This window comes from Moorena sp. SIO4A1, from assembly GCF_010672065.1.
Taxonomy (GTDB): Bacteria; Cyanobacteriota; Cyanobacteriia; order Cyanobacteriales; family Coleofasciculaceae; genus Moorena.
In genome coordinates, this window is record NZ_JAAHHX010000005.1 from 104,762 (window position 1) to 127,520 (window position 22,759).

22 protein-coding genes, 2 tRNA genes and 1 pseudogene are annotated in these 22,759 nt (G+C 42.6%); 11 read left to right on the top strand and 14 right to left on the bottom strand.

The window, feature by feature from the left end; genetic code table 11:
* Positions 1–217: 217 nt before the first annotated feature.
* Together F6K53_RS05355 and F6K53_RS05360 are read right to left on the bottom strand one after the other, a co-directional pair.
* Positions 218–2,296: a dynamin family protein gene (locus F6K53_RS05355; RefSeq protein WP_293065565.1), complete on the bottom strand. Its 2,079-nt coding sequence runs from the start codon at positions 2,294–2,296 to the stop codon at positions 218–220.
* Positions 2,297–2,577: 281 nt separating this feature from the next.
* Complete coding sequence (locus tag F6K53_RS05360) at positions 2,578–2,898, bottom strand: hypothetical protein (protein WP_293065567.1); 321 nt, start codon at positions 2,896–2,898, stop codon at positions 2,578–2,580.
* 153 nt (positions 2,899–3,051) lie between these two features.
* Here F6K53_RS05360 and F6K53_RS05365 point away from each other — a divergent pair, with 153 nt between their 5' ends.
* Complete coding sequence (locus F6K53_RS05365) at positions 3,052–3,234, top strand: hypothetical protein (protein WP_293080045.1); 183 nt, start codon at positions 3,052–3,054, stop codon at positions 3,232–3,234.
* 237 nt (positions 3,235–3,471) lie between these two features.
* The gene (locus F6K53_RS05370) at positions 3,472–4,650 is read left to right on the top strand and encodes a restriction endonuclease (RefSeq protein ID WP_293065593.1); all 1,179 of its coding nucleotides are present in this window, start codon (positions 3,472–3,474) and stop codon (positions 4,648–4,650) included.
* 54 nt (positions 4,651–4,704) lie between these two features.
* Here F6K53_RS05370 and F6K53_RS05375 read toward each other — a convergent pair whose 3' ends face one another.
* Both F6K53_RS05375 and F6K53_RS05380 read right to left on the bottom strand, forming a co-directional pair.
* A complete protein-coding gene (locus tag F6K53_RS05375) occupies positions 4,705–5,178 on the bottom strand; it encodes a L,D-transpeptidase (RefSeq protein ID WP_293065596.1) in 474 nt (157 codons plus the stop codon).
* A gap of 107 nt (positions 5,179–5,285) precedes the next feature.
* Positions 5,286–5,933: a bifunctional 4-hydroxy-2-oxoglutarate aldolase/2-dehydro-3-deoxy-phosphogluconate aldolase gene (locus tag F6K53_RS05380; protein ID WP_293065599.1), complete on the bottom strand. Its 648-nt coding sequence runs from the start codon at positions 5,931–5,933 to the stop codon at positions 5,286–5,288.
* Between the two features lie 115 nt (positions 5,934–6,048).
* On the opposite strand from F6K53_RS05380, the pseudogene F6K53_RS05385 reads away from it, so the two are divergent.
* The 3 genes and pseudogenes from F6K53_RS05385 to F6K53_RS05395 form a co-directional block, all read left to right on the top strand.
* Positions 6,049–6,252, top strand: a pseudogene (locus tag F6K53_RS05385) (hypothetical protein); the annotation flags it as partial.
* Between the two features lie 117 nt (positions 6,253–6,369).
* On the top strand, positions 6,370–6,699 hold the full coding sequence (locus F6K53_RS05390; protein ID WP_070395498.1) for a DUF433 domain-containing protein: 330 nt from the start codon (positions 6,370–6,372) through the stop codon (positions 6,697–6,699).
* Between the two features lie 8 nt (positions 6,700–6,707).
* Positions 6,708–7,058 carry a DUF5615 family PIN-like protein gene (locus tag F6K53_RS05395; RefSeq protein ID WP_293019810.1) on the top strand — a complete coding sequence of 117 codons (351 nt, stop codon included), beginning with the start codon at positions 6,708–6,710 and terminating at the stop codon, positions 7,056–7,058.
* Positions 7,059–7,111: 53 nt separating this feature from the next.
* On the opposite strand, the gene F6K53_RS05400 is transcribed toward F6K53_RS05395, so the two are convergent.
* The 3 genes from F6K53_RS05400 to F6K53_RS05410 form a co-directional block, all read right to left on the bottom strand.
* Positions 7,112–7,183: transfer RNA gene (locus F6K53_RS05400), tRNA-Thr, on the bottom strand.
* A gap of 200 nt (positions 7,184–7,383) precedes the next feature.
* A tRNA-Tyr gene (locus tag F6K53_RS05405) sits at positions 7,384–7,468 on the bottom strand.
* A 71-nt stretch (positions 7,469–7,539) separates the two neighbouring features.
* Positions 7,540–7,680 (bottom strand): hypothetical protein, encoded by a 141-nt coding sequence (locus F6K53_RS05410; RefSeq protein WP_293019812.1) that lies wholly within the window; start codon positions 7,678–7,680, stop codon positions 7,540–7,542.
* 198 nt (positions 7,681–7,878) lie between these two features.
* On the opposite strand from F6K53_RS05410, the gene F6K53_RS05415 reads away from it, so the two are divergent.
* The gene (locus F6K53_RS05415; RefSeq protein ID WP_293065603.1) at positions 7,879–8,865 is read left to right on the top strand and encodes an SGNH/GDSL hydrolase family protein; all 987 of its coding nucleotides are present in this window, start codon (positions 7,879–7,881) and stop codon (positions 8,863–8,865) included.
* Positions 8,866–9,125: 260 nt separating this feature from the next.
* Here F6K53_RS05415 and F6K53_RS05420 read toward each other — a convergent pair whose 3' ends face one another.
* Positions 9,126–10,211 carry a Gfo/Idh/MocA family oxidoreductase gene (locus F6K53_RS05420; protein ID WP_149031254.1) on the bottom strand — a complete coding sequence of 362 codons (1,086 nt, stop codon included), beginning with the start codon at positions 10,209–10,211 and terminating at the stop codon, positions 9,126–9,128.
* A 291-nt stretch (positions 10,212–10,502) separates the two neighbouring features.
* Here F6K53_RS05420 and queC point away from each other — a divergent pair, with 291 nt between their 5' ends.
* Positions 10,503–11,216 (top strand): 7-cyano-7-deazaguanine synthase QueC, encoded by a 714-nt coding sequence (gene queC / locus F6K53_RS05425; protein ID WP_293080048.1) that lies wholly within the window; start codon positions 10,503–10,505, stop codon positions 11,214–11,216.
* An 82-nt stretch (positions 11,217–11,298) separates the two neighbouring features.
* Here the strand turns inward: queC and F6K53_RS05430 are convergent, their stop codons facing one another.
* Entirely contained in the window at positions 11,299–12,240 is a 942-nt protein-coding gene (locus F6K53_RS05430; protein WP_293065607.1) for an FkbM family methyltransferase, read from the bottom strand.
* Positions 12,241–12,619: 379 nt separating this feature from the next.
* Between F6K53_RS05430 and F6K53_RS05435 the strand changes: the two genes are divergently transcribed.
* The 3 genes from F6K53_RS05435 to F6K53_RS05445 all read left to right on the top strand — a co-directional run bounded on the left by F6K53_RS05435 (position 12,620) and on the right by F6K53_RS05445 (position 17,370).
* On the top strand, positions 12,620–12,799 hold the full coding sequence (locus F6K53_RS05435) for a hypothetical protein (RefSeq protein WP_293065610.1): 180 nt from the start codon (positions 12,620–12,622) through the stop codon (positions 12,797–12,799).
* Between the two features lie 1,758 nt (positions 12,800–14,557).
* Positions 14,558–15,883, top strand: coding sequence for an MFS transporter (locus F6K53_RS05440; RefSeq protein ID WP_293022326.1), 1,326 nt, complete (start codon positions 14,558–14,560; stop codon positions 15,881–15,883).
* A gap of 254 nt (positions 15,884–16,137) precedes the next feature.
* Positions 16,138–17,370 carry a glycosyltransferase gene (locus F6K53_RS05445; RefSeq protein ID WP_293065614.1) on the top strand — a complete coding sequence of 411 codons (1,233 nt, stop codon included), beginning with the start codon at positions 16,138–16,140 and terminating at the stop codon, positions 17,368–17,370.
* Between the two features lie 172 nt (positions 17,371–17,542).
* On the opposite strand, the gene F6K53_RS05450 is transcribed toward F6K53_RS05445, so the two are convergent.
* The gene (locus tag F6K53_RS05450) at positions 17,543–17,794 is read right to left on the bottom strand and encodes a DUF6761 family protein (protein ID WP_075904034.1); all 252 of its coding nucleotides are present in this window, start codon (positions 17,792–17,794) and stop codon (positions 17,543–17,545) included.
* A gap of 376 nt (positions 17,795–18,170) precedes the next feature.
* Here F6K53_RS05450 and F6K53_RS05455 point away from each other — a divergent pair, with 376 nt between their 5' ends.
* Positions 18,171–18,893: a response regulator transcription factor gene (locus tag F6K53_RS05455; RefSeq protein ID WP_293022331.1), complete on the top strand. Its 723-nt coding sequence runs from the start codon at positions 18,171–18,173 to the stop codon at positions 18,891–18,893.
* A 40-nt stretch (positions 18,894–18,933) separates the two neighbouring features.
* On the opposite strand, the gene F6K53_RS05460 is transcribed toward F6K53_RS05455, so the two are convergent.
* From F6K53_RS05460 to F6K53_RS05475, 4 genes are all read right to left on the bottom strand, one after another.
* Positions 18,934–20,034: a heparan-alpha-glucosaminide N-acetyltransferase domain-containing protein gene (locus F6K53_RS05460; RefSeq protein ID WP_293065631.1), complete on the bottom strand. Its 1,101-nt coding sequence runs from the start codon at positions 20,032–20,034 to the stop codon at positions 18,934–18,936.
* A gap of 98 nt (positions 20,035–20,132) precedes the next feature.
* Positions 20,133–20,915, bottom strand: coding sequence for an ATP-binding cassette domain-containing protein (locus F6K53_RS05465; RefSeq protein WP_293065618.1), 783 nt, complete (start codon positions 20,913–20,915; stop codon positions 20,133–20,135).
* Between the two features lie 77 nt (positions 20,916–20,992).
* A complete protein-coding gene (locus tag F6K53_RS05470) occupies positions 20,993–21,592 on the bottom strand; it encodes a hypothetical protein (protein WP_293065621.1) in 600 nt (199 codons plus the stop codon).
* Between the two features lie 235 nt (positions 21,593–21,827).
* The gene (locus tag F6K53_RS05475; protein WP_293065634.1) at positions 21,828–22,673 is read right to left on the bottom strand and encodes an Rpn family recombination-promoting nuclease/putative transposase; all 846 of its coding nucleotides are present in this window, start codon (positions 22,671–22,673) and stop codon (positions 21,828–21,830) included.
* Between the last annotated feature and the right edge of the window lie 86 nt (positions 22,674–22,759).

Here is a 22,759-nt window from a genome sequence, read left to right on the forward strand (position 1 = left end):
CACTTCCTACTCCCTACTCCCTAGGGGAGCATGTAAGTTTTTTTTAATCCCTGATTTAGATCCCCCTAAATCCCCCTTAATAAGGGGGACTTTTTAATCTAAAGGGGGACTTTTTAATCTAATTCCCCCCTTTTTTAAGGGGGGTTAGGGGGGATCTATATACCTAATTATAAAGGTGATCTACTCCCTACTCCCTACTCCCTAATCCCTTCAATGCTTACATTGGAGCTGCTAGCAAGTAGCCATAAACGGATTCAATACCATTAACCTTAGACAAAACCTCAGCATCCAAACTTCTTAGACGCTTTAACTCAGTCTCGCGATTCACTTGATTAGATTCTTTTTGCTCTACCAAATTATCCAACTCATCCTTCCGGGATTTAATGTCATCATTTAATCGTTTAATTACCTGGCGTTCATAATCATCAAAACACTCGTTGACCGCATCATGAATTGGTTGCCATTGCTCCTCAGCCAACTGGGGCAAATATTTCACCAACTCTTTCTTAGTAGCTTGAATTAATTGTTTGCGAGCTTGATCGGCTTGGAAAGCACCAACCCCTAGACCCATCAGAGCCACACCTATTGGTCCTATAAATGGTGTTGTTGTAAAAATCAATAAAAAGGCAGTAATTCCCCACACGGCTAACCAATTGACCAGAATATTTTTCCAATCAAACCCAGCACCAGCTAGAAACACACCAGCAACATTACCTGAAGCCAAGGATAAAAATCCCATCGCCCAACTAGCCCAGGCTGGTGAAGTGTCTGCTGAATCCATAGTGGTATTCGCGTAAACCTTTTTCCCAATCAACTTTTCAGTCATGGCATCGGCTATCTTACCATAGATTGCACCATAATTAGCGGCACTCCTAGCTAGTTCTAAAAACGCTTCACTTATGTCTTGCTCAGCGGTGACTTCCCAAGCCGAAATCTTTTCGTTAATGTACCGTTCAAAGGCTCGCTTAAATGCTGCATTAAACTCATCCCGTTTCCCCTGTCGCAGGAAATCCAGAAAGCCTAAATCTGGCTGATAGCGGACAAAGTCTGATTCAAAGGTATTGCCTAAATTTAAAATATAGTCCCGAAAGGAATTAGCGACAGCTTTTGCTGTACGGTTACGGGTAATTCGGATTTCTTCCTGAAATTGATCACGAATTTCCGTCAGTTTCTCAAATTCCGGTGCGACTTCACTAATCTGCTGTTTCAACTGATTAACATCCTGATCCAGCAATGGAATCCGCCGTTCAATTGCTTCATGGACATGGTTATAGACTTGCTGGGCTAGGATTTTAGCTTGGCGCATTTCTGCGATCGCACGTTCTTTGGTTAAAAATGAATTAAGTGCTGCCATCAATTCAGGAAATCCCGTTCCTTCAAGAGAATCCTCAGAATTTTTAACCCGCCGACGCAACGCCATCAATGAAGAGATTTCAAAGACTCGTTTCTGATAAGTCTGTGCTTCTACCTGAAAATAATCCATCAGGTTAGCTTGGAAGACTTGACGGAGTTTTTCCTCAGCTGCTGCCAGTTCTTCGGAGTCTTCCGGGTCAATCAATCCCTTACGAATCTCATCCCAAGCGTTGATTAAAAAGAAAACTGTTAATCCCCGACCTTTAAGATAATTTTCGATATAACGACGTTCTTCTAGAGTACAGGGCTGAGTTGCTTTGAGGACAAACAGGATAGCGTGACAATTATTAATGTAACTGAGGGATAACTCATTGCGCGCTTCCGTATCATTCAGTCCTGGACTATCTACAATTTCAATCCCTTTTTCTAGCAACGGTAAGGGATATTGCACCACGGCATGACTAACATTGGGAAACGCTAGCTTCTCCTCTTGTTGTAGTCGCTTGGCTTGATCTGGGTCGATGGTATAGCGATGCTTAAAACTTTCTAAATCAATTTCTTGGGGTAGTGTCTCATCATTAAAGTACACTGTAACTTTCTTTTGAGCACCATAGCGTAAAACTGTCAGCAAAGCTGTACAAGGATTGACATCACTGGGCAGTAAGTTCTCACCAATTAAGGCATTGAGGAATGTACTTTTTCCCCGCTTCATATCCCCTAACACTAGTAGTCGGAATCGCCCCTGCTGTAAATTTTTACTGACTTTATAGATATCTTCAATATCTCTCTCTAAGCCTAATTTACCGGAATTATGCTCCCCTGCGGATTCCGATTGCTCAAGAGTTTTATTGATTTGATTTAAATTACTGGCGATTTCAGCACGAACTCTGGCAACGCGATCGAGATCATGGATAAAATTTGTGGTTTCCATTTTAGTACTCATATTTATTTTGCTTTTAGCTAATTAATGGTTTCAAAGGGAACAGGTAACAGGGAGTAGGGAGTAGGGAGTAGGGAGTAGGGAGTAGGGAGTAGGGAGTAGGGAGTAGGGAGTAGGGAACAAAACTTATCACAATTAATTAATTGTTCATTCCTATATATTTTACCAACTATTTATTAGAAAAATTAATTATAATACTATTCAATTAGTTAGTTTATGTTAAACTATTGTGGTCTTGGTAATTTATAAATAAATTTAACCTTATTGCCTTTTTGTTTTGTTATTCAGGCGTCATCTTTCCAGAAAATTTCGTACCCTAACCAGGCAATTCCTCCAACTATCATGACTAGGGCAAGCCAATAAGCGACTCTAATGGTGACAACAACGGCAATGACAACGGCTAAGAATTTCCCGAATCTAGCTAGCTTTCTGCCCCACTTTTTTAGTTTACCTTCAGGTTTTTCATGCTTCTGGGTTTGATGCACTTGTGGTTCCTGTTGATAAATTTCCGTTTCCATTTCCCGGAGTCGAAGGTCTCGCTCCCGTTGCTGGAGTTCTCGTTCTCGAAGCTCAAGGTCTTTAGCTTTTTCTTCTTTGGAATTCATCGGGTTTTCCTGAGTTGACTGAAAATTTCCTGGTTGACTGACAAATCTAGTCTGATGCTTCTGTCATGGATTGACAGTACCCACAGGGGTACTTTTATCATTAGTCATTAGCTACTATAGCAATTCTAAATTGATTCAATATAGCTCATAAGTATGATCAAGCCTATAGTTTTTACTATAGCGCTACGCGCAAGTCAGAAGTCAGAAGTCAGAAGTCAGAAGTCAGAAGTCAGAAGTCAGAAGTCAGAAGTCAGAAGTCAGAAGTCAGAAGTCAGAAGTCAGAAGTCAGAAGTCAGAAGTCAGAAGTCAGAAGTCAGATTAAGAATTAAGAATTAAGAATTAAGAATTAAGAATTAAGAATTAAGAATTAAGAATTAAGAATTAAGAATTAAGAATTAAGAATTAAGAATTAAGAATTAAGAATTAAGAATTAAGAATTAAGAATCTAGCGTTTCAAATACTTATGAAGTAAATTCAATGTTCTTACCCCTACTCCCTACTCCCTACTCCCTACTCCCTACTTCCTACTCCCTATTCCCTATTCCCTGTTCCCTGGGCGTAGCCCTATAAAAAATGACAATAATTAAACTAACGGAGTATCAGCCAGATAAGATCCCACGCTACCAGATTCCAGAATCGGTAATCGATGAATTGCAGCAAAAATACAGCAATCAGGTCACAGTAAATCTTGAATACTCCAAAAGCGGGGATTACTGGCAACTAACCTCTCAAGGATGGGTAGGTTATATTCCCCTAAGCAATGAACTGAGCATCCAACTCCAGCCGAAAGTCCCCCTAAACAATCTTTTCGGAATGCTGGACTATGCTTATAACCTTAGAAGCTTTCAGATTCTAGAGGGGTTGATTGATTGTAAATCTCTAGAAGAATTTTACGATTACCTGGTCAGTATCCTCATTAATGGCATACGCGATCGCATTCGCCAAGGACTCTACCGCACCTACATCCCTACAACTGGTCAACTAGCATACCTTCGGGGGCGTTTGGATGTACAGCAAACTATCCAGAAGCCATGGGATATCAAACTTAACTGCCATTACGACGAACATACTAGTGACATCGAAGATAATCAGATTATCGCCTGGACACTCCACTGTATCTCTCGCACGGGTTTATATAGCGCTAAGGTAAGTCCCATGTTGCGCCAAGCCTATCATGCCCTACAAAACCTTGTCACCCTACAACCTTATAGCGCTAGGGATTGTATCGGACGAAACTATAATCGGCTCAATCAGAATTACCAAAGGTTACATGTTCTTTGCCGCTTTTTTCTCGAACACAGCGGACCAAGTCATCAAACAGGTAGTCATACCATGTTGCCCTTTCTAGTTAACATGGCAAAACTCTATGAACGCTTTGTGGCTGAATGGTTAAAATCGCACTTACCTACTGGCTTTGGCATTAAGATACTCGAAAGAGTAGACATCGACAAGACATTATATTTTTACATTGATTTAGTACTGTACGAGATAGCGACTGAGAAAACATGCTGCATTCTCGATACTAAGTATAAAATCCCTATTAGTCCATCTCGTGATGACTTTAACCAAGTAGTAATCTATGCCATCACACAAGATTGCCAAGAGGCAGTTTTAGTATATCCAGCTCCTTTAACTCAACCCCTTGATGTTAAAATTCGTGATATTCGAGTCCGCAGCTTGACGTTTTCTCTGGATGGGAATTTGGAAGAAGCTGGTGAACTATTCCTAAAGAAATTAACAGGATTTACTTAGAACTGGGAAGCACACCCTACAGGTAGAGTGACTAATGATTCAACAGACTTGATATCATTCATCATTGGCCAATTCCTCAACGCCCTGATGAATTACGATTGGTGTTCCCACAGAGGCCCAATCAAATAACCACTCAGCATGATCCACAGCTACATTCACACAGCCATGACTTACTGGCGTACCAAACTTACGATGCCAGTATGCCCCATGGATAGCATAGCCTCGGTGGTAATACATCGCATAAGGTACATTGGCCAGATCGTAATCTGCACCACGCATTCTGTCCTTGCGACGCTTGGATTGAATCGTGAATGTACCAGGATGGGTAGGTGTTGAATCTTTACCAGTGGAGACAATTATTGCATAAACCGGTTGTCTACCTTCCCAAGCAATCAGCCTTTGATTGGTTAGGTCTATCTCAATCCAGCGTTCCTCTGAATCTTGTAGTTCCATCACTCTGGTAGCGATTTGCTCACTCACAGGATTGGTCAACGCTGGTGTTGTCCAGACAGCCAAGGCGATTAGCATCAGTGGTAAACTGGCAAACCAGGTTCTTAAGGGATTTAGCCAGTGGAAAAACATATAACCTTAGCAGTCAATCAAAGTCAATCAAACAAATCACCAACATCATAGCCTCAACTCAGAGAATCAGGGGCTAATCGTTGCTTGAGCTGTTTTGCTCGTTTTGCGATCGCATTCCAATTCCCCCCATCAATCAGGGATTTAGGAAACAAATTCCCAGAAAGACCCACAGCGATCGCTCCGATATTAATCAATTCCTGAGCATTGTCTATCGTAACACCACCAGTAGGGATTAACGGGATGTGACCGAGTGGCCCAAGTAAGGCTTTGATGTAACTAGCACCACCGACCGCCTGAATCGGAAACACCTTAACACAGCTAGCACCAGCATCCCAAGCTGTCACAATTTCTGTGGGGGAAAGTGCTCCGGGAACCACTGGCACGTTAGCAGCTACCGCTGCTTTAATAACTGCTGTATCTACATGGGGACTAAAGATAAACTGCGCTCCAACATCAATTGCCTGATGTAACTGAGATTGGTTTAAGATGGTGCCAGTACCGATGATACAGTTGGGTAATTCTCTATGGAGCTGACTAATCAGCTCAGGAGCATCAGCGCTATTCCAGGTAATTTCAATTAACCGTATACCCCCAGTGGCTACTGTCTTAGCCATCTGATCTCCTAAGGATTTCGAGGATGCTCGAATCACAGCAATTACTCGCTGCTGTTGTAATAGGTTTAACCAGTTATCAGTCCTCAATTCTAGTTACCATTAGTTAACCTCAACACCCTTGTGCGTTCCCGTAGCGTGACCTACGGTCAAATCGCATCTGCATAACTAGCAACTTGGGTTAATAAAATTTATATGACTATATATAGAAAATGAAAATACAAGATTGAGACATTATTTAGCAAGACTACATCGACGCACTCTGTGCTACTCTAAATCTGAAGAAGCGATGCAGCGCGGTCTTGGGGGTCTCTCCCCACTCGCGCTTTGCATCAATAAAATCTTGGATTTATCAATTAGGCTTCTTGTTTATTATTTAAATTATCATAAAATTCTCCTTTATGGTTAAATCATTTCGATATTCAGCAACGCCCAATTTTGAGACAGTGTTTTTAAGTTCACTGAGCAATTGCGCTAGTCAGGTAAGTTACGATGGTTTTATACTGGATGCGCGGAAAGTTAATCTATGAGCCTAGTTTTAGAACGTGAGACACCGCCTTTGCGAGAAGATGAAACCGGAGCGATTCGAGTTGGAAATTCAAGGGTTTTGCTAGAGACTGTTATTCGAGCGTTTCAAGATGGTGCATCTCCTGAGTCTATTGTGCATCGATACTCGACTCTATCTTTGTCCGATGTTTACAATACAATTGGCTACTACCTTCGACACCAAGATGCGGTAGAAACATACTTAAATCAGAGAGAGCAGTTAGCTGAATCAGTGCAGCAACGTTTGTCTAGTATCCAACCTGATCTCAGCTTAATTCGTACCCGTTTGCTATCTCAGCAGAATCAGTAGAAACGGTTATGCTGAGTTTGCTGAGCGATGAGAATTTCAACGGTGACATTGTTCGAGGGCTGTTTTCGCGTCAACCCAATCTTGACCTACTACGAGTTCAAGATGTTGGGTTGCGAGAAGTAGATGATCCAGCGATTCTAGCTTGGGCAGCAATTAATGGACGTATCCTTCTAACTCATGATCGTGCAACGATGCCAGATTTTGCCTACAACCGCCTAGTTTCAGGAGAGTCAATGGCGGGCATCTTTGTCGTCAATGATCGAATGCCAATTCGACAGGCAATTGATGAATTACTACTACTGATCGATTGTAGTGAGCAAGCAGAATGGAAGGGAATTGTGCTGTATTTGCCTTTGTGACCAATAATTAGTCACTGTACAATTTGCTAACTACTCGGTAATTTATGCTTAAAAGCCCGTGACGAGGATTGAACTCGTGACCTCACCCTTACCAAGGGTGTGCTCTACCACTGAGCCACACGGGCTAGATTTAAATTATTAGATTTACATTATTGGTTTGATTTAGACTATTGTACTTTGGCCAAATTTACTCTGCCAAGGTATCAATTAATCAGCTTTTGATTTCCCGACGCTAAACCAGTCATGGTAATTAGTTAACGGTTAACATCAGCCAATTTTATGCTGACTTATCAAAAGTATATTTAGGTTATATCCCAAACCATTGTGGTGGGCCGGGCTGGATTTGAACCAGCGTAGGCATAGCCAACGGATTTACAGTCCGCCCCCATTAACCACTCGGGCACCGACCCTTTTAGCTCACATTTATAAATGTTAGCACAGCTTTTAGGAATTGTCAATTTTTTAAGGAAATCGACGGAGATTAGCCAATGCTGTAAGCGTTGTGCAATGCCCACCAGATCAGAACGCTGATACTGCCCAAAACCAGAATTGCTGAAATAACAACGGCTGTGGGGCTATCAGCTCCTTTAAACTTCATGATGCCACGATTGAGGTCTGACATAGTTTGTCGCTCCTGTTTGAGTTATCAGGGATCTAACCAACAAGTCGATTATAGCCAGGGCTAGATCAGGGGGAAATTTACCGATTAACCTTGGTATACTCAGCTTTGAGCGGTTATACTCGGCTTTTAAAGTGATCTCACTACTGAACACCTAGACAAAACTATAGGAAAAATTTATAAATTATATAGGATTTTCTTGTGAAAGTATTGCTATTAACCTTGGCAGTGCTAGTCAGTTCCTTGGTAGCGCTAGAGGTCGGTTTACGATGGCTGCTCGGCTTCGGTAATCCCCTGATTTATCTGGCAGATGAGGAAATTGGCTATTTGCTAGCCCCTAACCAAAGCACCAGACGGTTTGGCAACCGCATTGTCATTAATGAATATTCCATGCGCAGTGCCACCACCACTCCTCAGCCACCTCTATCCATGCTGCGGGTGTTCCTACTGGGGGATTCTGTTGCGAATGGGGCTTGGTGGACAGACCAAGACCAAACCATATCAGCACTGCTCCAATCTCAATTAGAACTATGGCTGACCAAAGACGTTTTACCAAGTCTAACCAACGAGAAACCATTTGAAACAGTCGAAGTCCTTAATGCTTCTGCTAATTCTTGGGGACCACGAAATGAGTTAGCCTATCTACGACGCTTTGGCACCTTCAACGCCCATGTAGTGGTATTACTTATTAATACCGATGACTTGTTTGCTACAGCACCGACTTCTGTACAAGTGGGACGCGATCGCAATTATCCCAGCCAAAAACCCCTCCTAGCCATAGCCGAGATCTGGAGTCGCTATCTCCTGAGAGCGCCAGCTATTCCTGAAATGGAAGCAGTCAGAGCGGAACCAGGAGACCGGGTTGGCTTTAATCTCAAGGCCATTGGGGAAATTAAGACCCTAACTGATGCTGCTGGAGCCAAGTTAGTGCTAGGGATGACCCCCCTACTGCGGGAAATTGGAACCAAAGGACCTCGTGACTATGAGTTAAAAGCCCGTAAACGCTTGAGTGGCTTTACTCAAGAGCACAACATTACTTATCTAGATTTTTTACCAGTGTTCAATAACACCGAAACACCAGAAATACTTTACCGTGACCACATTCACCTTAGCCCCCAAGGAAATCAGAAAGTCAGTGAAGTTATATCAAATCAGGTAGCTTCATCAGTGATAAGACAAGTCAGGTAAATGTTCAAACGCACAGGGGAAAAGGTTGATCGCAAATCCGGATTAAAGACCCCCTGTTGAAGTCAGTCTGTCCAGGCAAACTTTGTACTCTTCGAGAAGGCTTCACCTACCTATAGCCGCGACTTCTAGTTGTCAGGGTTAGAAGGGATTTATCAAAGCGGATTTGGCTGATTTATTCCTTACCCCCTTGGGCTTCCCGTAATTTTGGTCAGTTACAAGTGCAACTGACCCCTACATCATCACAAATCAACAATAAGTCATTAACAGGGAACTGTCATGACGGAAGTATGGAGTTTATGATTCCCATTGTCTACGTTGTGCCAAACTTGACCATCAAGAGCCATCTGCTCAATCAAACTTGCCAAGCGCAGTGCTTTTAGGGCTTGTTCACCCCCGACAGAAGGTTGATTACCACCCCGTACACAATTGACAAAGTGTTCTAACTCAGCATGGAGTGGTTCAATATTACTGGTATAAACCTTCTCAATCAAACCATCCTGTCGGTAAAGCACTTGACCATAGTCGGTCATATAATTGGCAGTGGTTTGCCGATGAATTAGAATCTCATTATTGAGGAAATCAGCTTCCGTCAGAGAATTTTTGCAATGGGCAGCGATGCGACGGATTTTTCGGTGTGTCACTTTACTTGCCGTGACGGTACCAACAATACCATTGGCAAACCCCAAGGTAGCAGTGACGTAATCTAAATACCCGGAATCAGAAGCACGGCTGCCACTAGCGGTTAACCTTGTCACCGGTGAGGCTACCAATTCTAGTAATAGATCTATATCATGAATCATGAGATCCAAAACCACCGAGACATCATTGGCTCGGTCAGAGTAAGGACTCATGCGATGAGCTTCCACAGCCAGCAATTGTTCTGTCTTCAGAACTTTGCTCAGTTCCTGGAAAGCTGGGTTAAAACGTTCAATATGTCCAACTTGAAGAATACATTGGGACTCTGCTGCAGCATTCACTAAGGATTCTGCCTCAGCAATACTAGCGGCAATCGGTTTTTCAATTAAAATATGGACTCCAGCTTGTAGACAAGTCATCCCGACGTCATGATGTAGACGGGTCGGTACTGCAATGCAAACCGCCTCTACATAGGGAAGAAGATCGTGATAATCTTCAAAAAAGCGAACACGGTACTTACTGGCAATATTTAAACCACGCTCGACGTTAATGTCTGCCACACCCACAATTTCAACGTCTTTGAGAAGACTCAAAACTCGGGCATGATGTTGTCCCATATTGCCAACGCCAATCACACCGATTTTGATTGGCTGCGGTAAGTTGCGCTGGACTTGATGATCTCGATGTCTTTGATAAGTACGATTCTGCACTCTTTTTTGCTCCTCCACCACTGGTAATAAGTCGATTTACTTAATCTAAGTCGCCTTAAACCATCCAGATAGTACCACAGCAACTATAAATGTGAAGAATTTCAAAGCTTTGTCCATCCTATTCAGCCTAAAAGAACCTTTAAAACATGTGTTCTATACTTATTGTGGTTTGACGAAATATGGAACACTAACCCTATGTGTCAGTTTGTGGGTTGTCTGTTGACAGAGCAATGAAATTATTAATTGGTAGTTGTAGTAACAGTGCAAAACGTTTGATTAGGCATTATCCTGATGAGACTTGTGATATCTGGTTGGATCATGTCTAAGAAAGTAATTGTGTTGTTATCTGGAGGTTTAGACTCTGCTACAGTTTTGTATCAATCAGTAGGAGACGGTTATGAGTGTTATGCCCTTTCCTTTGATTATCAGCAGCGACATCGACGAGAACTCAAATCAGCCTACGCAATTGCTAGTGCAGCAGGTGTTAAGGAACATCAGGTAGTCAGGTTTGACTTACGGCAGTGGGGAGGTTCAGCGTTAACCGATGATAACCTTGACCTACCCAAGGAGCGTAGTCTAGAGCAGATGTCTCAAGAAATCCCCATTACCTACGTTCCAGCCCGTAACACGATTTTTCTGAGCTTTGGCTTATCCTATGCAGAAGCAATTGGTGCTGAGGGAGTCTATGTGGGTGTCAATGCCTTAGATTATTCTGGCTATCCAGATTGCCGTCCGGATTATATCCAAGCAATGCAGACAGCTTTTGATTTGGGTACGAAACAAGGTAGGGAGGGCAATGGAATTAAAATTGTCACTCCTCTGATTGACCTGAAAAAAACTGAAATTATCCAATTAGGTAATCAGCTGGGTGTGCCTTGGGAAAAAACCTGGTCATGCTACACAGGGAACGATCTAGCTTGTGGTGTTTGTGATGCTTGTCGGTTGCGATTGGCTGCCTTTGCTGAGTTGGGATTGGACGATCCACTTACTTATCAGGAAGGCTGAGTGCCTCCGTGTGAAGGGTGCTGAGTAAGCTGAGTAATCAGTGTGTTGGTAGAACAACAGGGATTTTAATTGCTGTTGGATACTAAGAGAATTGATTTAGCTGATAGTTACGGCTGGCGTAGATACGGTAAACCCCTGTATCTGCCAGCAATACTTCTTGATCAATCACTAACTGGTAGCCTTTCCGTTGGAGTAAGTTTGTGATCTGCTTTAGTTTTATCCCTGCTGTAATCTGATCAACCTCCATGACAATTTGCTGAATTTTTTCCCAATCCTTCTCCTTGATGCCAGCCAGGATATCTAACTGAGGTTGATCAGCATTAACTTTGAGTAAATCAATTTTTTCAATGTTATGTTGATGAATCATACTAGATATACTCTTTGAGTGGTTGGAAAGTCCAAAATTGAACACTTTGGCATTTGAGCCATACAGTGATGCATTGATCTGCAACAATTCAAAAACGTCTGGTAAGGTTTCAAAGGAGAATAGTCTGGCATTTTTACAGATTTGCTGAGCAAACAGAGTGAACATACCGATGTTTGCCCCTATATCAAAAATACAATCCCCATCATGGATAGTGATGCCATGTTTAATGTAGGTCTGTTTTTCAAATATATCTTGATATAATTCATCAGTTTTTTGCTCATTTTCATGAACGATTACTAAATGATTAGATAATTGGTAATCGTTATGATTAACTAGCAATGCTTCGGCTTTAAGAATATCAAAATTGGTAGCTAATCCTAGGTTAGAGTGATTTGGTGATAATGGCTGATTGGCAGGAGACTTGATCCAGTCTTCAAAACTAGAGCAGATGACAGGACTCCCATTTTTTTGAGTAGATAGTAGACTAGACTTATCAAATATTTTTTCAACATGTTGATTAGATTTTGATAAGTTTATTTTGGATGGAATATTTATATCTTCCATCCATAAGTTAAGAGATTGATTTAAGGGTTCTGCTGTCAGGGTAGCTGTTAGTTTAATAGTTATTTCAGATAGTTGATTTGCGTTGAATACCATAGGTATTTTCGTTAACTATATTGATTTAAATGCACATTAGTAAGTAAGATCACTAATTATAAGTAGTTATCTCGGCATAGATATTACTGACTTACTTATAGTGTAGTAAAGCACCCTGATTTAAATTTAGTTAATTAAAGCAATTTTAAGCAATCTTAATTTAAAATTCATGAAAATTATAAAAATCAAGAAGACTCTGGCGATATTATTTACCCTGATTTTTAGGTTAATCCTCTTCCGAATCTAATCATTTCGACATGGATTTATATGGCAGTGAACTTAAGAGTAAATAAACCTGCATCTATACAATATTGACTTATACATATTAGTAATTGGTTGCCAAAATGGCAAAATTTTCAGTGATGAGGAAGGAGAGACCGTGGGCCACGCTACGGGATTGACCGTAGGTCAAGCTAAGGGAACGGATATTCTGGAGGAGCGAGAAAATCCCGATGACCAGCAATATGTTTCAGTAAGGATGAATAAAACGATGACGACTGATCATACTATGAAACTATTTATAGTTACTGGTTTAACCTTGATTAGTTTTACAATATAGCACTACGCATTAAGCTTAGGACATTCCTAAACTCTGAAACTTAGTCATAGCTTACTTCTGACTTCTGACTTCTAACTTCTGACTTGCGCGTAGCGCTATATGCGATCGCGTCCAATCAAAGCATGTCTTGTGAATCCAATGGTGTCCTTTAGCTCAACCTCCTCTGATCGAAATTAAAGTCAATCATTATGATTCCAAATACTAGCAGTGATTTTTGGGATACTTTGGGGGGTCAAACCGAGGTATATTTCATAACCGATAGGTTTAAATCAATTTAATAGGTTGACGGTTGACGCTTGACGCTTGAGTGTCAGGGATAAACGGTAAAAAAAAATTAAACTAGTGACCTCAAACAATCCAAAACGGAACTAGATAAGGAACTAGATAAGGAACTAGATATAGTTAAGCATCTTCAATATCTCAATATCTCAATTGATTTAAAACTACCGTTTAGGATACTTGTTTTATTTGCCAATCAAGTATATAATAGTGAATGGAAATCACGTCAATTTTAATCCTAACTGTTAAAACTCTTCTTAATAACCAGGGTCACTGGTCTTTTGTTGCCACTAAGCTTAACTAGTTGGTAATGATTCAGCAGTCAGCTCTCCCTTCTGAGCTTCTCAAGATAGGTGTCCACAATAGCTCATGTCTTCCTGCTCAGATAGGTACTACGGAATTATTCTGATCAGCAGATTCGGCATGTCACCCACAGAATAAGTTGTCGGTCAAAAGCAATGCAACGCAGCCAAAGGGAAGCCAGCCCAGTCTTGGGGTACCTCCCATAGCGCGACTGCATCAAGACCATGTCACCACAATCTCAGCAAAAATGTCACAAAGAGTACTCATCAAGGGTACCGTCAAACTTGACACTCCCCGCTCTAAAGAGACGGGGATTCCTAGATCTACGACCGGCCTTAAACCTCCGTATCCAAGTCTCTAACTCTGTCAGAAGCTTGGCAGTATCTGAACCGAAATCCCGTCAAAACCAAGACTTTAGTTCAGTTTACGCGCATACCCAGCGGGCTAGTCTCGCATGGGGCGTTTAGTTACTTTTTGAGAAGTGCCTTATGAAGTCCGTTGCTTCCCTGTTTCACTTGGTTCCGGCGTGCCGGAGACGAAACCTTAGAAGAGTGGAGCCTTAATAAAAAAGTTTTCACCCTTTTATGCATGGCCTGTAACCCTTAAAGGCTCCACTCTTCTTACGGTAACTTCTAACCCCGCCGTACCGTTTTTTTTCTCAAGTTGTGTCTTGCTGGGTTCACACGCCAACTGTTAATTGACGATTGGGTTTTTAGCGATGCAGCGCGGTCTTGGGGGTTTCCCCCACTCGCTATTGCATCAAGAAAGGAGGATTTTCCCTACCCTCCGGGCATTACTACTTTAACGCCCTTGCAGTGGCGGGTCTCTCTCCCGGTTGCGCCTCGGTTTTTCAGCCTGTACCCATATCTCACTAATACTCTAGCGCGCAAATATTGTCAACTACGCGACTAAAGTCGGTGCGAGCCTACATCCGGTGGTTTAAAAACACGGGGTTTTGGCTTGTGGGAATTCCCATAAAATAAAACTTGCCAGCATACTAGATATATCAGTAAGCCCACCCACAACAGTCTTTTTCCCCGAGCTAGACTGTTTTACCTCTCAAGGTGTAAGCTGAGCGGGAACTGGCAAGGGGTTCAGTCATTCATGTATAAAAGGTACAATAATCCCGCCGATGGCGGAGTATAACGACGAGTAAAGTAGAAAAAGACACAATAAATGCAGATTTTCTTTCTGATCTGGTTGGGACAACTAGTATCCCTTCTGGGGTCTAATCTTACCGAATTTGCTCTGGGTGTTTGGGCTTACCAGACCACTGGTTCAATCACCCAATTTGCCCTAATTTCTTTATTTATTCACCTACCAAATATTATAATCTCACCCATAGCTGGTACATTCGTAGACCGGTGGAATAGACGCTGGGCGATGATTCTCAGCGACTCCGTGGCAGGGGCTAGCACACTGGTGGTTATGGCTCTGGTGTTCTCGGGCAGGTTAGAGATCTGGCACATTTACCTAGTCGTAGCAATCAGTTCAACGTTTAAGGCTTTCCAGTTGCCAGCCTATACAGCAGCTACGACTCAGCTGATGCCTCAAGAACATCTTAGCCGTGCTAATGGCATGATGCAAGCCTCTAGGGCAACTGCCAAGATTCTTGGACCGACCTTGGCGGGTGTGCTGCTGGAGACCATCCACTTGCAGGGAATTCTATTAATAGACTTCATCACATTCATCTTTGCCCTAGCAACATTGCTAAGTATTCAGATTCCCCATCTCCAGTCTACCCATCACACTAATCAAAAGCAAGCCCACTTCTCTCAACTGCGCCAAGATCTAGTATTAGGCTGGCGTTACATTGCCAAACGCCAAGGACTACGAGGGTTGCTGATGTTCTTTGCCGTGGTCTACTTCAGTATGGGTATTCTTCAGGTGTTGTTCTGGCCACTGGTGTTAAGTTTTGCCTCCAGTGCTGAACTTGGGGTGATTTTATCTATTGGCGGTTGTGGGATGCTGATTGGTAGCTTGGTCATGACTACCTGGGGAGGACCCAAGCCCAGGATATACGGTATTTTTAGCTTTGTAATCCTGCAAGGCTTGTTCTTACTTTTAGGTGGGTGCCGCGCTTCTGTGAGCTTGGCTGCTCTTGGGGCTTTTGGTGTCTTATTTGCTCAACCCATTATCGTTAGCTGTAATCAGACTATCTGGCAGAACAAAGTCCCAGCTAATCTGCAAGGACGGGTCTTCGCCTTACAACTGGCCATCGAAAACTCCTTATTGATCCTTGCCCACATGCTAACCGGACCGTTAGTCGATCATGTTTTAGAACCGATGATGGCTACCGATGGATTGTTAGCAGGTAGTATTGGCCATATCATTGGAGTTGGTCCAGGGCGTGGCATGGGCTTGCTGTTACTGTTGATGGGAATTCTGAACATCCTGGCAAGCTTTATCGCTTATCGATATCCACCCATACGGCGAGTGGAAAAGGAACTGCCGGATGCGATTCACCCTAACCTAGGTTTAACTACCTCTAGTAGTGTTTGATAGCAAATCCGCTTCAAAAACCCTCTTTATGATTCCAACATTCTTTCTCCTGTTCTCAGTCACGCTTAGTCACGCTTAGTCACGCTCCTCATGCTTTTTGCTTAAAAAGGGGGTAATTAACCCGGATTTGGTATGAAACGTTATTAGATTTGCCTGATCTGTTCTGCTGAGGATTTATGCAAAAATTGATCCATCCTCAATACTTTGGCTCTACAGATTAAACACGCTCTGAGTGTAATAGATTCTACTAACCTATGAAAATTGCTATTATCACCTCTGGATTCTTGCCTGTCATTGATGGCGTAACAGTTAGTGGATTATCTAGGCTACAACGACTGAGTCAGTGGGGACACCAGGTGTTGTTATTTTGTCCTGACTACAGTGCGTTAGAAGATGTCTATCCCAATTGGCGAGATTATACTGGTCAAATCCTGCCTGGAGTGAGAATCATCAATTTACCGAGTACCTCATTCATGGACTTAGAGTTTGAGCGTCAGGTGCGTAGAAGTTCCTATTCAATCCTCCTCCAGGAGTTAAAAAAATTCCAGCCCGATATTATTCATGTTGATGAACCAGAAAGACTGTTTTTTGGCTTTTTTAGAGTGCCTGGGGTGGCTTTTGCTAAAAAGGCTGGTATTCCCTGTGTGAGTTTTTTTAGGACTAATTTTCTCGACTATGCCGAAGATTACTTTTCTCTACCGTCTGTGGTCGTCGCTGGAATTAAATTTATTTTTAAAACCATATTGCTTTCAGTGTATAATTCTTATGATGTCACCCTAGTGTCTAGTCGGATTACCCATAAAAAGATTATCGATCTAGGCATTAAAAACACCACTTATGCCAATTTACTTGGCTTTGATGCTAGTAAATTCTCTGCGGATTTACAGGAGGAACAGTTTTTTGAGAAGAACTATGACCTTAGAGGGGTTGACAGTAAAGTTAAGTTAGTTTTTCTAGGTAGGTTAACTCCAGATAAGGGGTGGGAATTTACCCTAAATGCCTTTTTACGAGTTGTACAAGAGGTCAACAGTGACCAAATCGCACTGATCATTGTTGGTGATGGTCCGATGCGGGATGAGATTGCTACCAGGTTAAGCAAGTTAACACCAAATAGTTACTTCCTCGGTAGAGTCCCACCGGAAAATGTTCCAGCTTTGTTGGTCAATAGTGATATTCATATCACAGCATCTGAGAAGGAGACTAGAGGGCTAACTATATTAGAAGCCTTCGCTGCTGGAATTCCTGTGCTCGCTCCTGAAGCAGGTGGGGTAGTGGAGAATATCCGAGACGGATGGAATGGCTTTTTGTTCACTCCTCAGAATCAGGAAGATTTCTGCGATAAGCTCAAAGTACTAATTGAGAACCCAGCGTTGCGACAGGAAATGGGTCGCAACGGTATGGAGTGTGTTTCCCAGTATGGTTGGGATCAGAGGGTTGAGAATTTAGTTGCTATTTGGGAAAAGCAGATTGCTAAGAAAACCCACTGATATCAAGTCCAGTTAATTACTCAAGAGAATAGCCTATCGCTTTTTGGGAATGGGTAATGGGTAATGGGTAATGGGTAATGGGTAATGGGTAATTGCCTATTACCAGCTAACGGATAGGATGAGTACTCCAATAGACTTGATATGATTGAGTGGGGTTCTGTGTGTTTAAGGTTTAAAAGTAGTCGGTTTCTGGCTGCGGCATTGGTACCATCTCAAAGTTGGATGGATCACGAAGATAACGAATGGCATCTTCTTCTAAGCGGTAGGTTATATAGGATTCAAGGGTATTTGTGTGTTTGAGGGCAGAAAGATAGCCATCGATATATAGCCGCAATTCATCGAAGCTATAACCTCGATTCCACAAATCGACTAGGGAGTCAGTAAGTTTTTGATAGCAGCGTATAGCTTGAGGATCTTGCAGCATAGTCTTAATAAATTTTGAGTATCAACAGTAGTGGTATTGGCTCACTCAGTAGAAACTCGGATACGCCAACTTAATTTCAGTTTAGCAAAAGTAGCAAGTCCTCGATACGTTTCTCAATTATTTGTTATGTTAGCTAGACTAAATTGCATCTTATATGCTATAATTAAAAATGGTCAGTTAAAATTAATGGTAAATTGAAATTTTACTATTGTCCTTATTGTCCCTCTGACCTGGTCGCGATCGTGCCACTAGGAAGTCGTATTTTAAGAACCCAAGCCAATATCGGTATCATCAGTAGCAGTTGTTACAGAATGTTGACGTGACCTTTGCTAGGATTAGATCCCAACGGCTAAGGCTAAGAGGACTTTAAAGTGCCGTGGGCTCAGTTAGAATTCAGATTATTGAAGGAAACCCTCATTTGCGATCGCTTCTAGGGTCGCACCTGAAGAAATCCGGCTATGGGGTGTATCAATCACAAAATCTTGATCAAGCCAAGGAAGACTTTCACCATCGCCAACCCACTCTGGTTATCCTAGACTCTGATTTACCAGACAGCGATGGGGTTGAATTTTGCTGCTGGCTTCAGCAACAGCGAAAATCTCTAATTTTAATGTTGTCTGCTCGTAATAGTGAAAGAGATATCGTCACTGGTCTTAAAGCTGGGGCAGATGATTACCTGACCAAGCCCTTTGGTATACAGGAATTTATGGCACGGGTAGAAGCCCTAATTCGTCGCCTCCGCATTACGGTGGCTCCCCTGTCTCTAGACTACGGTGATCTCAAAATTGATTTAGTCCAGCGTCGTGTCCGCTTTAAAGAAGAGTTTATTGACCTGACTCCCCAAGAATTTAGTTTGCTCTACGTACTTGCCCAAGCAGAGGGAATGGCTTTGAGTCGCTCTGAATTATTGCGCCGCGCTTGGCCCAATGCGATTGACAATCCGCGCACCATCGATACCCATGTCCTTGCCCTGCGCAAAAAAATAGAAACCGATCCTCGACAACCCAGCATTATTCAAACGGTTCGCAATGTTGGCTATCGGTTTAATCAAGGGATAAGTGAGAATAATCCAACACCTGGGACAGAATTGGCAATTTAAAAAATTTATTAGAGGTTCTGCGTCAATTAATCATCAACCCTTAAATCCTGATCAACCAGCGTCGCCGATACATCCCATAGAGAATCACCCACCACAACAGTACATTCACTATCGCAAAGATCAAAGAACCATTCATGGCTCCAGCCCACGACCGAAACAGATTTTCATAAATCCAACTATAGGTACTCACAGCATTATCACCTGTCCCTACCTTAGTTCGATATAGGATACGAACTACTAAACCAGATGCGACAAACAGAAAAATTGCGTTTAACCCCATCACTTCTAAGAGCCATCCCCATCGGCGAAATCCCCGCACTTCAATTAACTCATAACAAGCAGCCAGTAACAGCATCGACCAAGCAGCAGAAAAGACTACATAGGAACTTGTCCATAGCTGCTTGTTAATTGGGAACCAGAAATCCCAAACCCAGCCTAAACCAAGACAACCTACACCAAATAGTACTAATCCCAAACTAGTACGGGACTGTATCGGTTGATGGCGTAGCCAGTCCCCAACGAAATAGCCAGCCAAAACAGTTACTACCGCCGGTAAGGTGCTAAACAGTCCTTCTGGATCAAATTGAGCTTGTTTATATAAATGGTTTGTTCCCAATACCATACGGTCGATATAGGCAGCAAAATTCCCTTCCGGTGTGAGATTACCAGCACCATAATCAGGAACTGGTACTAAAGACATCGCTGCCCAGTACCCTAGCAAAACTATTCCGGTCAGTACCCACAAACCCCGTCGTCTTAGATTTAGCACTGCTACAGCACTAAGGAGATAGGCCAGACTAATGCGCTGTAAGACACCCATAATCCGAATAGTATCCCAGTCGTAAGTCGGAAAACCATTGAGCAGTAAGCCTAGGGCAAATAGAATGGCACATCGCCTGCCAATACGCCAATACCCTTGGGATAGAGATTGGTTGTTATTGGTGTACTTGACTAAGGAAAAAGCCATTGCTACACCAGCAATAAATAAAAAGGCAGGAAATACTAAGTCTGTGGGTGTAAAACCATGCCACTTAGCGTGAAGTAAGGGGGGATAGACATAAGACCAACTTCCTGGATTGTTGACTAGAATCATGCTAGCCATGGCAATACCTCGAAAGACATCAAGAGAGGTTAGACGCATGATAGGCAAGAGGCAATAGACAAGAGGCAAGAGGCAAGAGGCAAGAGGCAATAGGCAAGAGGCAATAGGCAAAATAACCGTCAACTGTCAACAAATAATTAAGCCCACTCTTGAGATGCTTTAGCTTCTGCTTGTACTAATCTCTCTCGCAACTGTTGCCAATTAATCTGCTCAGCTGGACTGTCTTGGAGTAACTGAGTATCTTGCAAATACAATACTCGATTACAAAATAACTCAGCCATATCTAGCTGATGATTGACCATCAAAATTGTGATCTGCTCCTTTTGGGCTAAATCGGTAAATACCCTGATCACTTGAGAGGCTATACCAGCATCTAAGGCTGAGGTAGGCTCATCGAGTAACACTATTCTTGGTTTGACAACTAGTGCTCGTGCGATCGCAACCAATTGCCGTTGTCCCAAAGACAGTTGTAACTCTGTACGCTCTAACCACTCCGCTGGAATACGCAGTCTCTCTCGAATCTCTTGTGTCCGTTGTGCGTTCGCGTAGCGTGGCCTACGGCCAATCGCTTTTTTTGGCAGCTGTTGTAATACCAACGGATAAGCTAGAGCCTCCTGAACGGTCATCCCTAACAGTTTTGGTTCTTGAGGGACCAGCATTACCTGTCGGCGCAATTCTAGGACAGGGATATTCCGGATGTTCTGATTATCTAGGTAAATATTCCCCTGGGTAGACTCACTGAGTCTGTTCAACAGGCGCAACAAAGAGGTTTTACCAGCACCGGATGGTCCAATCACGCTGATGCGATCGCATGGGCTGACCTCGAAAGAAATATCAGTTAATATAGGTATCCCAGCCGCTTTAGACCTGGTTGAAAGGGTCAGGCTTACCTGTTTGAGCTGCAACAGGGGATTAGTCAATCGCTTCGCTCCAATTCAAAATTATCAATGTCTTGATGCAGTCGTTCATGGGAAGGAGCTGCATCAAGGCATTCTGATTAATAAATTAAACCTTGATTGATAGCTGTGGTTATCGTCCAGCCATCTACCAGTAATAGCAAGATGGTGAATCCAAACAAAATTAGATACATCCAAGGCTGGGCTAGGGGACGAATATCGGTAGTATCTATCCCGGTATAGTTTTCTACTAACTTAACTAAGCGATTAAATCCCACTACTCGCATTGGGAGCAAGTAAGCTTGGTCAGAGGACTGGCTAACGAAATAATAAACAAGCCCCCCTTGACCTGTGGTGCGCATTTTTAAGTCTTTCACCTCTTTCCAGTGTAATTGCCAACCTTTGCGAAAGAATCGGGGCACCCAATTGGGATAAGCCACCTGAATTTTTTCGTCATCTACAATCACCTGTTCGCTTAAGACACCATAGAGGGCTAAAAATCCCAAGCTAATTCCTACCCACAGGACTATTGGCGATACTGGAGTCGATGATACTTTAGCTAAAAACGGTAATGGTATCAACAGTGCCCAATAAAATGTTATTAGGGTAATCCGAATTATCGGAGAGATGCGAAATACATAAGGGATATCCTGTTTACTTTCAGGTTTAGTTTCAGATGCTTTTTGTTGATTTTGTGACATAATTCAAAATGGTTTAATAAGGGAATAAGGAATAGGGAGTCGGGAGTAGGGAGTAGGTAAAAATTACTGTTTACCTCATGTGCGACCCGTGGCGAATTTAATTCTTAATGGCTCAAGCGTACCTCATAGCTATGATAAATGTTATATCAACTTAAAATTCTATAGTCGATTGACCGCATCAAAACTAATAGCAGAGAAAAAATCACCCCACGGGCGAGGTGGGGTGTGGCTCTAATTAATTGGGCAACTGCTGACTAAACTCATCTAAAGAATTCACGGTTAATGCTATAGCGATTAACTCGTCTAATTGTTCGAGAGTTAAAGCTGGCATTTTCCGGGATATATCTAAAGTAATATCTCCAAATCGCAGGTTAAGGATGCGCTCTAAACTCCGGCGACGTTCTTGTTGAATTCCTTCTTGTAAAATTTCTTGATACCAGGGTGATTCTCGTAATACTGTCATATCCCACCTCATGATTTGTTGAATTAACGGTATCTTATGTACAAAACTAGCAAAGAAAGCTAACAATGGTTCTAGTTGGTTCAAAGTTTGATCCGCTCGTAGTGCCTGCACTGCTGAGCGTAATTTCGATTCACTACCACCTCCTTTTAAGATTGGGACAAACGGTAGTAAGGATGGTAAAGGTTGTGTCAGTACCAAGTCAGCATCTACTTCCCACAGATTAATTACCCGATAATCTTGATGCGCCTTTAATCCCATGAATTCACTGTCGTAGCAGTCTTCAATGGTAACGGTGGCTGGGGGCGGCAAGATGTTAATTAATACTGGATAAGTGGATAGGTTATATTTCTCCTCAGCTAAGGCAACATAATTGCGCATGCGCTTAGGCATGGCCTGGCTATAGCGCAGTTGTAATTCGTTGAGAATCAGAAATTCTTGATGTTCAGGACTCTTTGCTTTGACGATTACGTCGCTTTCCCGACTAATCCACTGGAATTCAGCATCGAGTAACTCCGATGCTCGCACTTGGGGATTACCGGTTACCCATTGCACCCAAGCATTGGGGGCGAGACTGATTATATCAAATCCGGGTGTATACTTACTGTTAAGACAGAGCATGGTAAGTTTTATGCCCAAAAGGTTGACCCTGAAGCCCCACCTGAGTTGTGACGCCTTGGAACAGCGATAACGCGCGTGAAAAAGAC

Coding starts and splice junctions, on each gene's coding strand:
- F6K53_RS05355 (WP_293065565.1), bottom strand. CDS start 2,296: ATGAGTACTAAAATGGAAACCACAAATTTTATCCATGATCTCGATCGC.
- F6K53_RS05360 (WP_293065567.1), bottom strand. CDS start 2,898: ATGAATTCCAAAGAAGAAAAAGCTAAAGACCTTGAGCTTCGAGAACGA.
- F6K53_RS05365 (WP_293080045.1), top strand. CDS start 3,052: ATGATCAAGCCTATAGTTTTTACTATAGCGCTACGCGCAAGTCAGAAG.
- F6K53_RS05370 (WP_293065593.1), top strand. CDS start 3,472: ATGACAATAATTAAACTAACGGAGTATCAGCCAGATAAGATCCCACGC.
- F6K53_RS05375 (WP_293065596.1), bottom strand. CDS start 5,178: ATGCTAATCGCCTTGGCTGTCTGGACAACACCAGCGTTGACCAATCCT.
- F6K53_RS05390 (WP_070395498.1), top strand. CDS start 6,370: ATGAGCCTAGTTTTAGAACGTGAGACACCGCCTTTGCGAGAAGATGAA.
- F6K53_RS05395 (WP_293019810.1), top strand. CDS start 6,708: ATGCTGAGTTTGCTGAGCGATGAGAATTTCAACGGTGACATTGTTCGA.
- F6K53_RS05410 (WP_293019812.1), bottom strand. CDS start 7,680: ATGTCAGACCTCAATCGTGGCATCATGAAGTTTAAAGGAGCTGATAGC.
- queC (WP_293080048.1), top strand. CDS start 10,503: ATGAGACTTGTGATATCTGGTTGGATCATGTCTAAGAAAGTAATTGTG.
- F6K53_RS05430 (WP_293065607.1), bottom strand. CDS start 12,240: ATGGTATTCAACGCAAATCAACTATCTGAAATAACTATTAAACTAACA.
- F6K53_RS05440 (WP_293022326.1), top strand. CDS start 14,558: ATGCAGATTTTCTTTCTGATCTGGTTGGGACAACTAGTATCCCTTCTG.
- F6K53_RS05445 (WP_293065614.1), top strand. CDS start 16,138: ATGAAAATTGCTATTATCACCTCTGGATTCTTGCCTGTCATTGATGGC.
- F6K53_RS05450 (WP_075904034.1), bottom strand. CDS start 17,794: ATGCTGCAAGATCCTCAAGCTATACGCTGCTATCAAAAACTTACTGAC.
- F6K53_RS05460 (WP_293065631.1), bottom strand. CDS start 20,034: ATGCGTCTAACCTCTCTTGATGTCTTTCGAGGTATTGCCATGGCTAGC.
- F6K53_RS05470 (WP_293065621.1), bottom strand. CDS start 21,592: ATGTCACAAAATCAACAAAAAGCATCTGAAACTAAACCTGAAAGTAAA.
- F6K53_RS05475 (WP_293065634.1), bottom strand. CDS start 22,673: ATGCTCTGTCTTAACAGTAAGTATACACCCGGATTTGATATAATCAGT.